The 15129-nt window shown below is 65.2% G+C and carries 13 protein-coding genes; 4 read left to right on the top strand and 9 right to left on the bottom strand.

Annotated features, from left to right (window positions below):
• Positions 1-69 precede the first annotated feature (69 nt).
• On the bottom strand, positions 70-786 hold the full coding sequence (gene queC, locus CWO91_RS14905; protein ID WP_130214103.1) for a 7-cyano-7-deazaguanine synthase QueC: 717 nt from the start codon (positions 784-786) through the stop codon (positions 70-72).
• A gap of 128 nt (positions 787-914) precedes the next feature.
• Between queC and mazG the strand changes: the two genes are divergently transcribed.
• Positions 915-1766 carry a nucleoside triphosphate pyrophosphohydrolase gene (mazG, locus tag CWO91_RS14900; RefSeq protein ID WP_130214102.1) on the top strand — a complete coding sequence of 284 codons (852 nt, stop codon included), beginning with the start codon at positions 915-917 and terminating at the stop codon, positions 1764-1766.
• Positions 1767-1969: 203 nt separating this feature from the next.
• Here the strand turns inward: mazG and hflX are convergent, their stop codons facing one another.
• From hflX to CWO91_RS14880, 4 genes are all read right to left on the bottom strand, one after another.
• Entirely contained in the window at positions 1970-3367 is a 1398-nt protein-coding gene (hflX, locus tag CWO91_RS14895; protein ID WP_165405469.1) for a GTPase HflX, read from the bottom strand.
• A gap of 11 nt (positions 3368-3378) precedes the next feature.
• Positions 3379-3627 carry an RNA chaperone Hfq gene (gene hfq / locus CWO91_RS14890; protein ID WP_007591126.1) on the bottom strand — a complete coding sequence of 83 codons (249 nt, stop codon included), beginning with the start codon at positions 3625-3627 and terminating at the stop codon, positions 3379-3381.
• A 310-nt stretch (positions 3628-3937) separates the two neighbouring features.
• Positions 3938-5308 carry a sigma-54-dependent transcriptional regulator gene (locus CWO91_RS14885; protein ID WP_027558046.1) on the bottom strand — a complete coding sequence of 457 codons (1371 nt, stop codon included), beginning with the start codon at positions 5306-5308 and terminating at the stop codon, positions 3938-3940.
• Between the two features lie 17 nt (positions 5309-5325).
• Positions 5326-7749, bottom strand: a complete 2424-nt coding sequence (locus CWO91_RS14880; protein ID WP_165405468.1) for a sensor histidine kinase — start codon at positions 7747-7749, stop codon at positions 5326-5328.
• Between the two features lie 173 nt (positions 7750-7922).
• Between CWO91_RS14880 and CWO91_RS42950 the strand changes: the two genes are divergently transcribed.
• The gene (locus tag CWO91_RS42950) at positions 7923-8069 is read left to right on the top strand and encodes a hypothetical protein (protein ID WP_165405467.1); all 147 of its coding nucleotides are present in this window, start codon (positions 7923-7925) and stop codon (positions 8067-8069) included.
• A 168-nt stretch (positions 8070-8237) separates the two neighbouring features.
• On the opposite strand, the gene ntrC is transcribed toward CWO91_RS42950, so the two are convergent.
• From ntrC to dusB, 3 genes are read right to left on the bottom strand one after another with little or no spacing between them, the layout of a single operon-like run.
• Entirely contained in the window at positions 8238-9680 is a 1443-nt protein-coding gene (gene ntrC / locus CWO91_RS14875; protein ID WP_091895433.1) for a nitrogen regulation protein NR(I), read from the bottom strand.
• Between the two features lie 9 nt (positions 9681-9689).
• Positions 9690-10859: a two-component system sensor histidine kinase NtrB gene (locus tag CWO91_RS14870; RefSeq protein ID WP_130214099.1), complete on the bottom strand. Its 1170-nt coding sequence runs from the start codon at positions 10857-10859 to the stop codon at positions 9690-9692.
• Positions 10856-11857 (bottom strand): tRNA dihydrouridine synthase DusB, encoded by a 1002-nt coding sequence (gene dusB, locus CWO91_RS14865; protein ID WP_208753024.1) that lies wholly within the window; start codon positions 11855-11857, stop codon positions 10856-10858. Before dusB ends, CWO91_RS14870 begins: the two co-directional genes overlap by 4 nt.
• Before the next feature lie 282 nt (positions 11858-12139).
• Between dusB and CWO91_RS14860 the strand changes: the two genes are divergently transcribed.
• Both CWO91_RS14860 and CWO91_RS14855 read left to right on the top strand, forming a co-directional pair.
• Positions 12140-13336 carry a bifunctional 2-C-methyl-D-erythritol 4-phosphate cytidylyltransferase/2-C-methyl-D-erythritol 2,4-cyclodiphosphate synthase gene (locus CWO91_RS14860; RefSeq protein WP_130214098.1) on the top strand — a complete coding sequence of 399 codons (1197 nt, stop codon included), beginning with the start codon at positions 12140-12142 and terminating at the stop codon, positions 13334-13336.
• Between the two features lie 3 nt (positions 13337-13339).
• Positions 13340-13948, top strand: a complete 609-nt coding sequence (locus CWO91_RS14855) for a CinA family protein (protein WP_128944204.1) — start codon at positions 13340-13342, stop codon at positions 13946-13948.
• An 8-nt stretch (positions 13949-13956) separates the two neighbouring features.
• Here CWO91_RS14855 and CWO91_RS14850 read toward each other — a convergent pair whose 3' ends face one another.
• Positions 13957-14733, bottom strand: coding sequence for a mechanosensitive ion channel family protein (locus tag CWO91_RS14850; protein ID WP_130214097.1), 777 nt, complete (start codon positions 14731-14733; stop codon positions 13957-13959).
• Positions 14734-15129: the final 396 nt, after the last annotated feature.

The following is a 15129-nucleotide window of genomic DNA, read 5'->3' as shown; positions in this document are numbered from 1 at the left end:
CCCTCCGCGGCTGCAGTCTGGATTGCTTCGTCGCAAGGGCTCCTCGCAATGACGGTGGAGCAAGAGCCGCTATTTACGCCCCGCTACGAACTCCCGCCACCCCTTCGCCCGCAGGCCGCACGCCGGGCATTCGCCGCATCCATAGCCCCACTCGTGCTGCGCACCGCGTTCGCCGAGATAGCAGGTGTGCGACTGCTCGCGGATGAGATCGACAAGCCCGTCGCCGCCGAGGTCGTGCGCGAGCTTCCACGTCGCGGCCTTGTCGATCCACATCAACGGCGTGTGCAGCTCGAAGGATCTCGCCATGCCAAGCGAGAGCGCGGCCTGCATGGCGCGGATGGTCTCGTTGCGGCAATCGGGATAGCCGGAATAGTCGGTCTCGCACATGCCGCCGACGATGTGGGTGATGCCGCGCCGGTAGGCCAGCGCCGCGGCGAAGGTCAGAAACACCAGATTGCGGCCGGGCACGAAGGTGTTGGGCAGGCCGTCGGCACCCATCGCGATCGCGACGTCGCGGGTCAGCGCCGTCTCGGATACGGCCGCCAGCGTCGGGATCGACAGCGTGTGGCTGTCGCCGAGTTTGGCGGCCCAATCGGCGCGCAGGCCCTTGATGCCCTCGAACAGGCGGTCGCGGCAGGCGAGCTCAATGGCATGGCGCTGGCCGTAGTCGAACCCCAACGTCTCCACGCGGGCGAAACGGCTGAGCGCCCAGGCGAGGCAGGTGGTGGAATCCTGGCCGCCGGAAAACAGCACCAAGGCGGTCTGTGATGAAAATGCGTCGCTCATGGCCCGCGCTTTAGCACTGCGCAGACCGCCCGCCAATCGGTGGAAATCGGCCTGTTCCGCCGCGCCCCGCTGGGAACGGCCGCCCGCTTTTGGCATAAGGCTCTTTGGAGCCAGGAGACCGCCCCGCAATGACCCCTTCCCGCGACATTTCCCGCCTGATCGAGATCATGGCGGCGCTGCGCACGCCGGTGACCGGCTGCCCCTGGGATCTCGAGCAGAATTTTGCGACCATCGCGCCCTACACGATCGAGGAAGCCCATGAGGTGGTCGATGCGATCACACGCGGCGATCTCGACGATCTGCGCGAGGAGCTCGGCGACCTCCTGTTGCAGGTCGTGTTCCACGCCCGGATGGCTGAGGAGCAGAACGCATTCGCGTTTGGCGACGTCGTCGAGGCCATCACCCGCAAGATGATCCGGCGTCATCCCCACGTCTTCGCCGACAAGGACGGCAATCTCGCCTCACACCACGTCAAGGAAGTCTGGGACCGCATCAAGGCCGAGGAGAAAGCCGAGCGCGCCGCGCGCCGGCCGCCGAAGGACGCGCCGGCGCACAAATCGCTGCTGTCGGGCGTGAAGGCCGGCCAGCCCGCGCTGACGCGCGCCATGGAGTTGCAGCGCAAGGCCTCCACCGTCGGCTTCGACTGGAACGACCCGCGCGCAGTGCTGCAAAAGATCCGCGAGGAAGCCGACGAGATCGAAGCCGCGCTGGATCGCAATGACAGGCAGGAGCTAGCGGAAGAAACCGGCGACCTGATGTTCGCACTGGTCAACCTCGCCCGCCATGTCGATGCCGATCCGGAGGCCGCGCTGCGTGCGACGAATGCAAAATTCGAAAGACGTTTTGCGTTCATCGAGCGGATGCTGGAGGCGCAGGGCCGCACGCTGGAGCAGGCCTCGCTGGCGGAGATGGATGCACTATGGAATGCGGCGAAGGGCGAGGAGATAGCGTCAGAGGAGCGCAATCGAGCCCGCCGCTAACTCCGCCGTCGTCCCGGACAAGCGCGCCTCAAGCGCGCGCAGCTCCGGGACCCATAACCCCAGGGAGCAGTTGGAGCGGTAAGCTGATAACCACGAGTCTTCGCCAAACGACGTCCTGTGGCTATGGGTCCCGGATCTGCGCTTACGCTTGTTCGGGACGACAGCGCCGTTGAGGAAGCAGTGCGCAACTCACGCGGCGGGACCTACGTCGCGTGATGCGGCACCGCATCGAACCGGGACACCACGATGTCCCGCTTGGTCTCGTCGACCCGCACGGTCATGTCGAAGCGGCCGTCGTGCAGCTCCTTGGCCAGCACCTCTGAATTCCGGTGCAGCCAGCTGATGCCGGCGCCGTCGGCGGCGTCGATGGAGAGGTCCAGCGTGGTGCGTTTTGCTGCGAGCCGCTGCTCGATCGCGGCGAGCAGTGCGTCGATCCCCTCGCCCGACACGGCGGAGACCAGCATCGCCGGATGATCTTCCGGCCGGCGCGCGGCGATGTTCAAAAGCTCTTCCCGCTGCTCGGCGTCGTAACGGTCGATCTTGTTCCAGACTTCGATGATGCGGCCGGAGTCATCAGGGTTGATGCCGAGCTGGCGCAGCACCGCGTCGACGTCGCTCTGCTGCGCCTCGGCATCGTCATGCGAGATGTCGCGGACATGCAGGATGACGTCGGCCTCCAGCACCTCCTCCAGCGTGGCGCGGAAGGCGGCGACGAGCTGGGTCGGCAGATTGGAGATGAATCCGACCGTGTCGGACAGCATCGCCTTGCCGCCATGCGGCAGGTTGAGCGCGCGCAAGGTCGGATCCAGCGTTGCGAACAGCATGTCGGCGGCCTGCACGTCGGCGCGGGTCAGGCGGTTGAACAGCGTCGACTTGCCGGCATTGGTGTAGCCGACCAGTGCCACGACGCGATATGGCACGCGCTGGCGTCCGGCGCGATGCAATCGTCGCGTCGCCTGCACCTTCTTCAGCTCGCTCTCGAGCTTGGAGATGCGCTCCTGGATCAGGCGGCGGTCGGCTTCGATCTGCGTCTCGCCGGGGCCGCCCATGAATCCGAAACCGCCGCGCTGGCGCTCCAGATGGGTCCATGAGCGCACCAGGCGCGAGCGCTGGTAATTGAGATGGGCGAGCTCGACCTGGAGCGAGCCTTCCCTGGTCTTGGCGCGGCGGCCGAAGATTTCGAGAATAAGCCCGGTGCGGTCGAGCACCTTGGCGTGCAACTCCTTCTCGAGATTGCGCTGCTGGATCGGCGCCAGCGCGCAATCCATCACCACCAGCTCGACGTCGAGGCTCTTGGCCAGCGCGGCGATCTCCTCGACCTTGCCCTTGCCAATATATGTCGCGGGTCGGATCTGGCTGACCGGTGCGATGATGGCGTCGGCAATAACGAGATCGATCGCGCGCGCGAGGCCCACGGCTTCATCGAGCCGGGCCTCGGCGTCGCGCAATACTTGGCTGGACAAGCCATGGCTTTCCGATTGCGCGTCGGCACTTCCCGCACGCACTCGCAAGTAGGGGCCGATGACAAGCACCCGCCCCGTCTGCTTAGCCCCTGCCGACCGCGGACGGTCGGCGTCCCCGTCAAAATTCCGGGGTTCCAATCAGAGCACTCTCAAGCCGGCTGATCCTCGCCGCCTTCGAACAACTGGATCGGAGCGCCCGGCATGATGGTCGAGATCGCATGCTTGTAGACGAGCTGCGAATGACCGTCGCGCCGAAGCAGCAGACAGAAATTGTCGAACCAGGTCACGATGCCCTGGAGCTTCACTCCATTGACCAGAAAGATCGTTAGTGGCGTCTTGGTTTTGCGAACGTGATTAAGGAAGGTGTCCTGTAGGTTTTGTGCGCGGTCTGCCGCCATTTTTTTTCTCGCTTTGAGTTTCTTTTTATTGCGCCGGTTGCGCCCCTGTTTTGGTTGATGCGGGGCCTTTCCCGGTTGCCGTCCCTCATGAGATCCCCCTCGGAAGGAACAGCTGTGCGATTAGAGGACAGGTGGAGTTATTAGGCAAGCCGCTTCACGCGCCAGCCCTCGCCGTCTTGCCCCGAAAAACTACGGAAATCGATGATTTTCCTCGCTTATCCCTGATGTCTCACCGCAACGTCGCGGCGCGACATCTTGTTCTGACGCGTTTTCTTTACGCGAACCGGTACCCACTTCGCTCGAAAACGCTTTAGCCGACACCGAGCGCCTTCAGCTTCCGATGCAGCGCCGAACGTTCCATGCCAACAAACTCGGCCGTGCGAGAAATATTTCCTGAGAAACGGCTGATCTGTGCAATCAAATAGTCGCGCTCGAATACTTCGCGCGCTTCGCGCAGCGGCAGGCCCATGATGTGCTCGCCATTGTTGCTGGTCGGCATCGCCGGCACCATGGAGCCGACGTCCTGCGGCAACATGTCGGCCGTGATGATGACCTCGGGCCCGCCCGCAGCCAGAATCATGACTCTCTCAACGTTGTTGCGGAGCTGGCGCACATTGCCCGGCCAGACGTGCGATTGCAGCACCGCCATCGCATCCTGCCCGATCTGGCGCTTCGGCAGGCCGCTGCCGGCCGAGATCTGCTCCATGAAGTAATCGATCAATTCCGGAATGTCCTCGCGCCGCTCCGACAGCGCGGGCACGCGGATCGGCACCACCGAGAGCCGATGATAGAGGTCCTCGCGGAAATGGCCGGCCGCGATCTCCTCTTCGAGATTGCGCGCGGTGGAGGAGATGATGCGGACGTCGACCTGCACCTTGGCGGTGCCGCCGACGCGCTGGAACGACTGCTCGACCAGCACGCGCAGAATCTTGTTCTGGGTCTCGCGCGGCATGTCCGCGATCTCGTCGATGAACAGCGTACCGCCATGGGCTTCCTCGAGCGCGCCGGGCTTGCGTGGCTGCTCGCCGTTGGATTGCTCGACGCCGAACAGTTCATGCTCCATCCGCTCGGGCGTGATCGCGGCCGCGTTTATGACGACGAAGGGTCCGTCGGCGCGGCCCGAGGCCGTGTGCAGCGTGCGCGCCGTCAGTTCCTTGCCGGCGCCGGCGGGGCCGACGATCAGGATGCGGCTGTTGGCCTTGGCCGCGCGCTCAATGGTCTGGCGCAGCTGGTTCATGCTGGGCGAGCGGCCGACGAGCTGGCTGGCGCTCGGCGCGAGCTGCTTCAGCTCCTTGACCTCGCGTTTGAGCCGCGAGTTCTCCAGCGCTCGGGTCGCGACCAGGATCAGGCGGTCGGCCTTGAACGGCTTCTCGATGAAGTCGTAGGCGCCGCGCTTGATCGCGGCGACCGCGGTCTCGATGTTGCCGTGGCCGGAGATCATCACGACCGGCAGGTCGGCGTTGTCCTTCTTGACCTGCTCCAAGAGCTGCAAGCCGTCGAGCTTGGAGCCCTGGAGCCAGATGTCGAGGAACACCAGATGCGGCCTGCGGTTGGCGATCTCGGCCAGAGCCGTATCGCTGTCGCGTGCGGTCCTTGTGACGAACCCCTCGTCTTCGAGAATGCCCGCAACGAGATCCCGAATATCGGCCTCATCATCGACAATCAGAATTTCACTTGCCATGGGTCGCGCCTGCCTTGTCAGCTACCTGTTGAGGCTTCGATTTTCGTTGAATCATTGGTCTTTTCAGTCGGCTCTTTGGTTTCGGCGTCCGGCTCTTTTGTTTCCGTGTTCGGCCTGGATTCCTCGACGGAATCCGCAACCGCTTCCTTGTTGTCCGGCTTGGTTGCTTCCTTGGCCGGGGGCGCCGGCTCGGCTCCCTCGGACTTCGCGGGTTGCCCGGAGATCGCAAAGCGCATCCGCATCCAGGCGCCGCGCTGGCCTTCGCGGAAGTCGGAGGCGTCCTTCAGCTCGATGCGTCCGCCATGGTCTTCCAGCACGCGGCCGACGATCGCCAGCCCCAAGCCGGTGCCCTTGGCGCGCGTCGTGACGTAGGGTTCGAGCAGCCGCGAGCGCGCGACCTTGGGCAGGCCGATGCCGTTGTCGATGACGTCGATCAGCACGTCCTCGCCATCCCGCGACACCACGACGTCGATGCGGCCTTTTCCGTTTTCCCGGCCGAGCTCCTCCGGCGGGACCTGCTCGATCGCCTCGGTGGCGTTCTTGACGATGTTGGTCACGGCCTGGGAGATCAGTCGCCGGTCGAACTGGGCGCGCAGCGGATCCTCTTTGAACTCGGCCTCGATGTCGATCTCGGGATGGGCAACCTTCATCAGGAACACCGCCTGCCGCACGGTGTCGGCGACGTCCTCGCCCTCCATCACCGGTTTCGGCATCCGCGCGAAGCGGGAGAACTCGTCGACCATGCGCCTGATGTCGTCGACCTGGCGCACGATGGTGTCGGTGCACTGGTCGAAGATCTGCTTGTCCTTGTCCTCGGTGATGGTCTTGCCGAATTTGCGGCGGATGCGCTCGGCCGAGAGCTGGATCGGCGTCAGCGGATTCTTGATCTCGTGGGCGATGCGGCGCGCCACGTCGCCCCAGGCCGAGGTGCGCTGCGCCGACACCAGTTCGGTGATGTCGTCGAGCGTGATGATGTAGCTGTCGCGCGGCTGGCTGGTCTTCTCGGCGCTGACGCGGACCGAGAGATTGCGCTCGGTGCCGTCGCGGGTGATCGTGATCTGGCCCTGCACCAGGCGCTGGGTCCCTTCCCGCGCCGCCTTCATCATCTCGTCGAGCTCAGGCAGCACGTCGGAGAGCGGGTGGCCGAGCGTCTCCGCTTCGGAGTGCCCGATCAGTTTCTCAGCGGAGCGGTTGAGGATGCCGACGCTGCCGGACGCGTCGACGCCGATGATGCCGGCGCTCGCGGAGGACAGCACGGCCTCGATGAAGCGGCGGCGGCTGTCGATGAGGTCGCTGGCGTTGACGAGTTCGTCGCGCTGGCTGCGCAACTCCTGCGTCATCTTGTTGAAGGTCTCACCAAGCTGCGCGAGGTCGCCTTCCGACTGGTGCACTGGCACTTGGACATGCAGGTCGCCGGTCGAGACCGTGTGGGCCGCATTCATCAGCCGTCGGATCGGCGAGACCAGCGAGTTGGCGAAGTTGAGGCCGATCAGCACCGAGGCCATCAGGATGGTCAGCGCGATCACGGCAAACATCAGCGCGAAGGCGACCTGGATGCCGAGCCGGCGCGACTCGATCTGGGCGTATTCGGCGACGCTGACCTCGGTCTGCTTGAGCTGGTTGACGACGTTCGGATCGAGTGGCCGGGCGACGTAGAGGAAGGTGTCGTTGAAGGCACGCAGGCGGATCACCGCGGCAACGAAGCTCGCATCTGGTAGCACCGCGATTTCGGGTTCGTTCTCGTTGACGTTGCTGAGGAAGTCCGGCGCGGGCGGCGAGTAGGCCAGCCGCATGCCGGTGTCGGCGGATTCCAGGATGTTGGTGTTCTTGTCGATGATCATCGCACCCGGCAGATTGCGGGAGCCGGCGCTGGCGGTCAGCATCTCCCGGAACGAGCGGCGGTCCTGGTCGTAGAGCGGCCGGGCGTGCGCGATGTCGTTGGCCATGCCGAGAATGTCGCCGCGGATCAGCTGCGCATGGTCCTGCATGTAGGCCCGCGCGATCGTCAGCGAATTCTGGATCACTTCCTTGGTCGGGCCCGAGAACAGCCGGTCGAGACCGCGCTCGATGGTGACGTTGGCGACGACGGCGACCAGCACCGCCGGCAGCACCGCCACGATCGAGAACAGGCTGACGATCTGGACATGGAGGCGCGCGGCCGCCCTGCCCCGCCGCCGGGCCAGGATCAGCTGCCAGAGTTCCCGGATGATAATCCCGACCAGGAGCAGGATCGTGGCCGCATTGATCAGATAGAACGAGCGGACAACCTCCGGCGTCGGCTCGATCTTGGTGAGGCCGGTCAGAACCAGGAAGGTGAGGAAGGCCGACAGCAGCGCCAGGGCCACGGCAAAGGGTGCCAGCCAGCGCCGCAGCGACCAGCGCTTGGGCTCTTCGGCTGGGGCCGTGTCAAAGGATGCGGCCGAGGTATCTGCGCTGGTCATTCCGGCAATGGGTGCTGAAAACGGGTCCGCGGGCGCGCGGATACTGATGTATTCGTACCACATTGTTGCCGAATTGCGACAATTCCGCGGCGTCTCGGCTGCGACCGACGCGCCCATCCACAAGACATGGCGGTTGGACGGGAACGGATTCCAGCCATCCCGGTTTGACGGGCATGGATAGATTTTTTCTCGCGACGATGGTCTCGGCCGTTCTTCTGCTGATTGTGGCCGCCGACCTCCTGGTCAACGGCCTGGGCCTCCAGCAGCCGCCGGTGAATGTCGCCAGCGTGATGCCGGCATCCGGCCGAGTGGTCAGATAGATGTGATGCCGAGCCTTGCGGCCGAATGACCAATTTGAATGTGCGAGCGGAACATTTCGGTCCGATCCGGACTTCTGCTCACCGCGTCAGCCGCAATGGCCAACGCGATCCGGACAGGCTCAGCTCCGCCTTGGGTGGGGAAGCTGAGCCACCGTCCGTTGTGAAAGCCTAGCCCCCGCTCCGATATACCTGGATATCGAGGTCCCGGATCTTCTTCCGCAGCGTGTTGCGGTTGAGGCCGAGCAGGTCCGCGGCGCGGATCTGGTTGCCGCGGGTGGCGGCAAGCGCGGCCGTGAGCAGCGGCACCTCGATCTCCTTGAGGATGCGGTGATAGAGGCCCGGCGGCGGCATGCCGTTCGGGAAGCCCTGGAAGTGCGAGGACAGATAAGCCTCCACCGCGCCGCCGAGATTGTCGACACCCTGCTGGACCGCGGCGCCCGGGCTGACCGAAGGCGGCGCGAGCTCGCCGTCGATGACCGACGACGTGATTACGTCCTGCGGATAAAGCGCGGCGAGGCGCCGGGCAAGGTTTTCGAGCTCGCGCACATTGCCCGGCCAGCGATGCTGCTTCATCCGCTCCAGCGCCAGCGCGTCCAGCTTCTTCGGCGGCAAGCCGTCCTTCTCGGCCAGCGTGAAGAAGTGCCGCACTAGATCCGGCAGGTCCTCGATGCGCTCGCGAAGCGGCGGCAGCCGCAGCGGCACGACGTTGAGGCGGAAGAACAGGTCTTCGCGGAACAGGCCCTGCTGGATCAGGACGCGCAGATCCTTGTTGGAGGCCGCGACGATGCGCACGTCGGTCTTGATCGGGGTGCGGCCGCCGACGGTGGTGTATTCGCCCTGCTGCAGCACGCGTAACAGACGGGTCTGTGCCTCCATCGGCATGTCGCCGATCTCGTCGAGGAACAGCGTGCCGCCCTCGGCCTGCTCGAACCGGCCGGAGGCGCGGGTGTTGGCGCCGGTGAAGGCGCCGCGCTCATGGCCGAACAATTCGGATTCGATCAGGTCCCGCGGGATCGCGGCCATGTTGACGGCGACGAACGGGCCGTTGCGGCGCTTGCCGTAATCGTGCAGCGCGCGCGCCACCAGCTCCTTGCCGGTGCCGGACTCGCCCGTGATCATCACGGTGAGATCGGTCTGCATCAGACGCGCCAGCACGCGATAGATTTCCTGCATCGCGGGCGAGCGGCCGACCAGCGGGATCGCCTCCATCTCGGCGTCCTCGTCTGGCGTCGAGACCCGCTCCTTCGGCTCGGCGAGTGCGCGGCCGACGATGGCGATCAGTTCCTTCAGGTCGAAGGGCTTTGGCAGATATTCATAGGCGCCGCGCTCGGAGGCGCGGATCGCCGTCATGAACGTGTTCTGCGCGCTCATGACGATGACGGGCAGATTCGGCCGCATCTTCTTGATCCGCGGCAGCAGGTCGAAAGCGTTCTCGTCGGGCATCACCACATCGGTGATGACGAGATCGCCCTCCCCCTGGCTGACCCAACGCCACAGCGTTGCGGCATTGCCGGTCAGCCGCACTTCGTAGCCGGCGCGGGACAGTGCCTGATTGAGAACAGTGCGGATGGCGGTATCGTCATCAGCTACGAGAATGCTACCTGCGGGCATCGCTAATCCTCATTTTGCCCCCTGTGACGCAGACGACAACTTCCCGGCAGAGCCGTCGCGACTGCTTTGATCGGCATGTTTCACCGATGTGGAATACATCGGCATCAGCACGCGGAAGGTGGTCTTGCGCGGCTGAGATTCGCATTCGATGATGCCCCCGTGATCGCCGACGATCTTGGCGACCAGTGCAAGACCCAGGCCCGAGCCGGTCTGTTTGGTGGTCACGAAGGGATCGAACAGGTTGGGCAGAAGGTCGTCCGGCACGCCTGGTCCGTTGTCTCTGACGCAGAATTCGAGCGGCAGGGATACCCGGGATTTTTGACCGGGGACTGACAGGCGCACGCCGGGGCGGAACGCGGTGGTGAGCTGAATTTCGGCGTCGGGCACGTCGATCAGGGCTTCGGCGGCATTCTTCACGAGATTGAGGAACACCTGGATCAGCTGGTCCTGGTTCGCCAGCACCGGCGGCAGCGAGGGATCGTAATCCTCGATGAAGCGGATGTTGCGGGCAAAGCCGGACTGCGCCAGCCGCTTCACGTGATCGAGCACCGAGTGGATGTTGACCGGGCCGCGCACCACGGGGCGCTCGTCGCCGAACACCTCCATGCGGTCGACCAGCGTCACGATACGGTCGGCCTCGTCGCAGATCAGGCGCGTCAGCATGCGGTCCTCGGAGGAGGCCTGCTGCTCCAGGAGCTGCGCCGCGCCGCGGATGCCGGATAGCGGGTTCTTGATCTCGTGCGCCAGCATCGCGGCCAGCGCGATCACCGAGCGCGCAGCGCTGCGATGGGTGAGCTGGCGATCCATCTTGTCGGCGATGGTGCGCTCCTGGAGCATCACCACGATGTGGCCGGGCCGCTCCGTGAGCGGGGCGACATGCAGATCGACCTGACGGTCGCCGCCCATGCGCGGCGTACCGAGATCGACCTTGTATTCATTGACCGGCGAGTTCGACGAGCGCACCTGGTCGATCAGTGCCAGCAAAGGGCTGCCGAACGGCACCAGTTCCTTCAGCGACTGCCGCTTCAGGAACTGCGTCGAGATTTCGAAGAAGGCTTCGGTCGCGATGTTGGCGGCGACGATCTTGCCGTCCGGCCCGATCATCAGCACGGGATTGGGGAGCGCATCCAGGATCGCGTCGCTGTCGGACGGCCGGCGATGTTCAGCGGCTGAACTCATGCAGCAGCGCTCCATGCGAAGTCGTCGAAGGCGTCTTGCAGCGATCGGTGGACCAGGCGCGGATCCTCCGAGGTCAGGATCTTCTGACGCCACCCCTTCAGCTTCTCGATTGAAGCGCCGCTCGCATCCGCCGCGATATCGAGCGCCCAGCCGAGATGCTTGCGCGCGTGCCTGAGCCCGATGCGCAGGCCGTACAGCGTGCAGACGCCCTCATAGAGCGTGCGGACATAATGCAGCTGCGTCTCGAGCGCCGGCGTTGCTTCCTCTTCACCGCCCTTCAGGCGGCGACCGATCTGGCCGGGCAGCCAGGGCTGGCCCTGCGCGCCGCGGCCGATCATCACGGCATCGGCGCCGGAGGCGTCGAGCGCCGCGAGCGCCTTGTCATAAGTGGTGATGTCGCCATTGACGACGAGCGGAATGGAGATCGCCTCGCGCACGGCGCGGATCGCATCCCAATCGGCCTCGCCCTTGTAGAACTGGCAGCGGGTGCGGCCATGCACGGTGACGAGCTTGATGCCTGATGCTTCCGCGCGCCGCGCCAGTTCCGGCGCGTTGCGGCTGCGGTCGTCCCAGCCGAGCCGCATCTTCAGCGTCACCGGCACCTTCACCGCCGCAATCGTCGCGTCGATCAGGCTGACGGCGTGGTCGAGGTCGCGCATCAGGGCCGAGCCGGACTGGCCGCCGGTGACGTGGCGGGCCGGACAGCCCATGTTGATATCGATGATGTCGGTGCCTTCGGCTTCGGCGATCCGGGCCCCCTCAGCCATCCAATGCGCCTCGCAGCCGGCGAGCTGGACCACGTGCGGGCCGATCCCCGTGGCTTCGCAGCGCAACCGCGACATCCGGTGGCCGTTGGCGAGCTCATCGCTGGCGGTCATTTCCGACACGACGAGACCTGCCCCCAGCTCGGCGGCCAGCCGCCGAACGGGCGAGTCAGTCACCCCCGACATCGGCGCCAGGAAGACCGGGGTGGCGACATCAATATCGCCTATTTTCAACGGCTTAGAGCCGGATACTGCCGAGCCGGTCACAGGGGTCTCGTTGACTGGACAGGGCCTCATCGCGCCTGCCATGACCTATCTTGCGCACAATTCTTGTGCAGTCAAGCGTCATGCCTACAGTTTAGACAGTTCTGCAGATCTTTCAAGTGCAGTGCAGCAAAATGCTGTTTCCCACAAAGCGGGGAAACCCCCTTTTTTTGCGGGCCTGCCGTGCTAGAGGCATGCCGTCAAATCACCCCACTCCCCGACTCTTCATCACCAACTGAGTATTTGAGTCCTATGGCGAAATCACAACGCACCGCGGTCGTCCTCGTCGCAGCCGGTCGGGGCTTGCGCGCCGGCGCCGGCGGGCCGAAGCAATATCGCGAGATCGGCGGTGTGCCCGTGATCTATCGCGCCATGGAAGCCTTCAGCCGTCACCCCGACGTGTCGACGGTGCAACCGGTGGTGAACCCCGACGACAGCGCCATGTTCACGGCCGCGGTCGCAGGGCTCAAGCACGAGCCGCCGACCAATGGTGGCGCCACCCGTCAGGCCTCGGTGCTCGCGGGTCTGGAAGCGCTGGCCAAGCACAAGCCCGACATCGTCCTGATCCACGACGCCGCCCGCCCCTTCGTCTCGGCGAGCATGATCTCCCGTGCGATCGAGGCGGCGAGCCGCACCGGCGCTGCGATCCCCGTCGTCCCCGTCACCGACACCATCAAGCTCACCGGCGAGAGCGGTCATATCGAGGACACGCCGGACCGCGCGCGGCTGCGAATCGCGCAGACGCCGCAATCCTTTCGTTTCGACGTCATCCTCGAGGCGCATCGTCGCGCGGCGAAGGACGGACGCTCGGACTTCACCGACGATGCCGCCATTGCCGAATGGGCAGGATTGACGGTTGCAACCTTTGAAGGCGATGTTGCCAATATGAAGCTCACCACTCCCGAGGATTTCGTGCGCGAGGAAGCGCGCCTGGCCGCCCAGCTCGGCGACATCAGGACGGGCACCGGCTATGACGTGCACGCCTTCGGCGACGGCGACCACGTCATGATCTGCGGCGTGCGCGTCGCCCATACGAAAGGCTTCCTTGCCCATTCCGATGGCGATGTCGGCCTGCATGCGCTGGTCGACGCCATCCTCGGCGCGCTCGCCGACGGCGACATCGGCTCGCACTTCCCGCCGAGCGATGCGAAGTGGAAGGGAGCTTCCTCCGACCAGTTCCTGAAATACGCCATCGAGCGCGTCACCCAGCGCGGCGGCCGCGTCGCCAATCTCGAGGTGACGATGATCTGCGAGCGGCCGAAGATCGGTCCCTTGCGTGACACCATGCGCGCGCGCATCGCCGAGATTTCCGGCGTCGACATTTCGCGCGTCGCGGTGAAGGCGACCACCAGCGAGCGGCTCGGCTTCACCGGCCGTGAGGAAGGCATCGCGGCCACCGCGAGCGCCACCATCCGTCTTCCGTTTAACGAAAAGACTTGGAGCGTCTAAGCCATGGGCGGCAGCGACGCACGCGCCCTCTCCCGCTCGCTGCTCGATCTGTGCCGGATGCGCAAGCTGACGATCGCGACGGCCGAATCCTGCACCGGCGGCCTGGTCGCCGGCGCGCTGACCGATATCCCCGGCTCCTCTGATGTCATCGACCGCGGCTTCGTCACCTATTCCAACGACGCCAAGCGCGCGATGCTCGGGGTCGAGGCGAGCACGCTCAGCAATTTCGGCGCGGTCAGCAAGGAGACCGCAACCGCGATGGCGATCGGCGCCCTCGAGCGCGCCGATGTCGATCTCGCGGTCGCCATCACCGGCATTGCCGGCCCCGGCGGCGCCACGCCCGGCAAGCCGGTCGGTCTCGTGCACTTTGCCGCTGCGGCGCGCGACGGCCGCATCATCCATCGCGAGCACCGCTTCGGCGCGATCGGCCGCAGCGCCGTGCGTGCCCGCTCCGTGGTCGAGGCACTGCGCATGCTGATGGACCTCGCCCGCGGCCCACAAGCCCAGGCCAAGCCGCGTCCCGCAGCCGCAAGCCGCCTTCGTCCCCGCGTCACCCGCTCGCCGCGCCGGCATGCGGTGAAGCGCAGGCCGCCGCGCTCGCCGCGGGGCTAAAGGCGCTCTCAGGCCGCCGCAAGCAGCGCACTCGCATGATCGAGCACCCGCTGCTTGATGGCATCGGCATCGGACGGCTTCACCTTTGCGCTCACCGTCAACTCCACGACGGGCGCTGCGGGATCGGCAGCGATCACCTTTGTTACATTGACCGAGGGGGCGGTCCTGTCGTCGATGCGGGGATCGTCGCGCAGCTCCTTCAGAATCTTGTCAGCGAGCGCATTGGCCGAGCCGGCCCTGACCGGAAACGTCACCTTGATCTCGCCCGTGCCAGGATAGGCGCTGTGGTTGATGATGGCCGCGCCCCATACCTGCCCGTTCGGCAAGAGGATCTGCGTGTTGTCGGGCGCGAGCAGTTCGGTCATGAACAGCGACAGGGATTTCACCTTCCCCGCCTTGCCGGCCACCTCGACGTCATCGCCGATGTGAAAGGGCCGGAACAACAGCAGCATCACGCCGGCGGCGAGATTGGAGAGCGTGCCCTGAAGCGCAAGACCAATGGCGAGTGATGTCGCGCCCAGCACGGCAACGAGGCTCGCGGTCTGGATGCCGAAGAGCTGAAGCACGGCGATGCCGACGACCGCGAGCACGGCATAGCGAACGACGCTGGCAACGAACAAGGTCACCAGCGGATCGACGCGGTGCGTGACGCTCAATACGCGCGTGACGAAACGCTGCAGTGCGCCGGACAGATACCAGCCGACCGCGAGCAGAAGCATCGCGTAGATCGCGTTCAAGCCATACAGCACGAGCGATGCTTTCAGCGTGTCAAAATTGATGGTCATGGCGGCTCCAACCCGGACAATCCGTTGAGAACCCGCGACGGCGCGAAATGATCCCGGCGGATGTCGGGGGAACACGGGTGCCGTAGCCCGGACTACGGTTCGCTCCTTCAGGGCAGCAAGCTACAATCCGTTGCGTTGCCCGTCGGGCAAAAAACCCCACGGCTCGGTCAATCGGCTCACACCAAAATATTCGTCTTTACAGAATTTCTGATTTGTCGCATTCTCCCGCCACCTCATCCCCAGTCAGAGGGGCGTATCGCGATCGTCACGAAACGCGGGATGGGCCGTGGTGGACGTTGGCAGCACCGGCGCGATGAGGCAATCGCAGGGCGGGAGACCGTGAGCGATCGCCACGCGCAAACGACAGGTGCGACCAGCGTACGGCAAAACCGTGTC

Origin of the sequence: Bradyrhizobium genosp. SA-3, from assembly GCF_004212635.1 — a bacterium.
Taxonomy (GTDB): Bacteria; Pseudomonadota; Alphaproteobacteria; order Rhizobiales; family Xanthobacteraceae; genus Bradyrhizobium.
The sequence above is the reverse complement of the archived record's forward strand: the minus strand, read 5'-3'. Positions and strand labels throughout refer to the sequence as shown.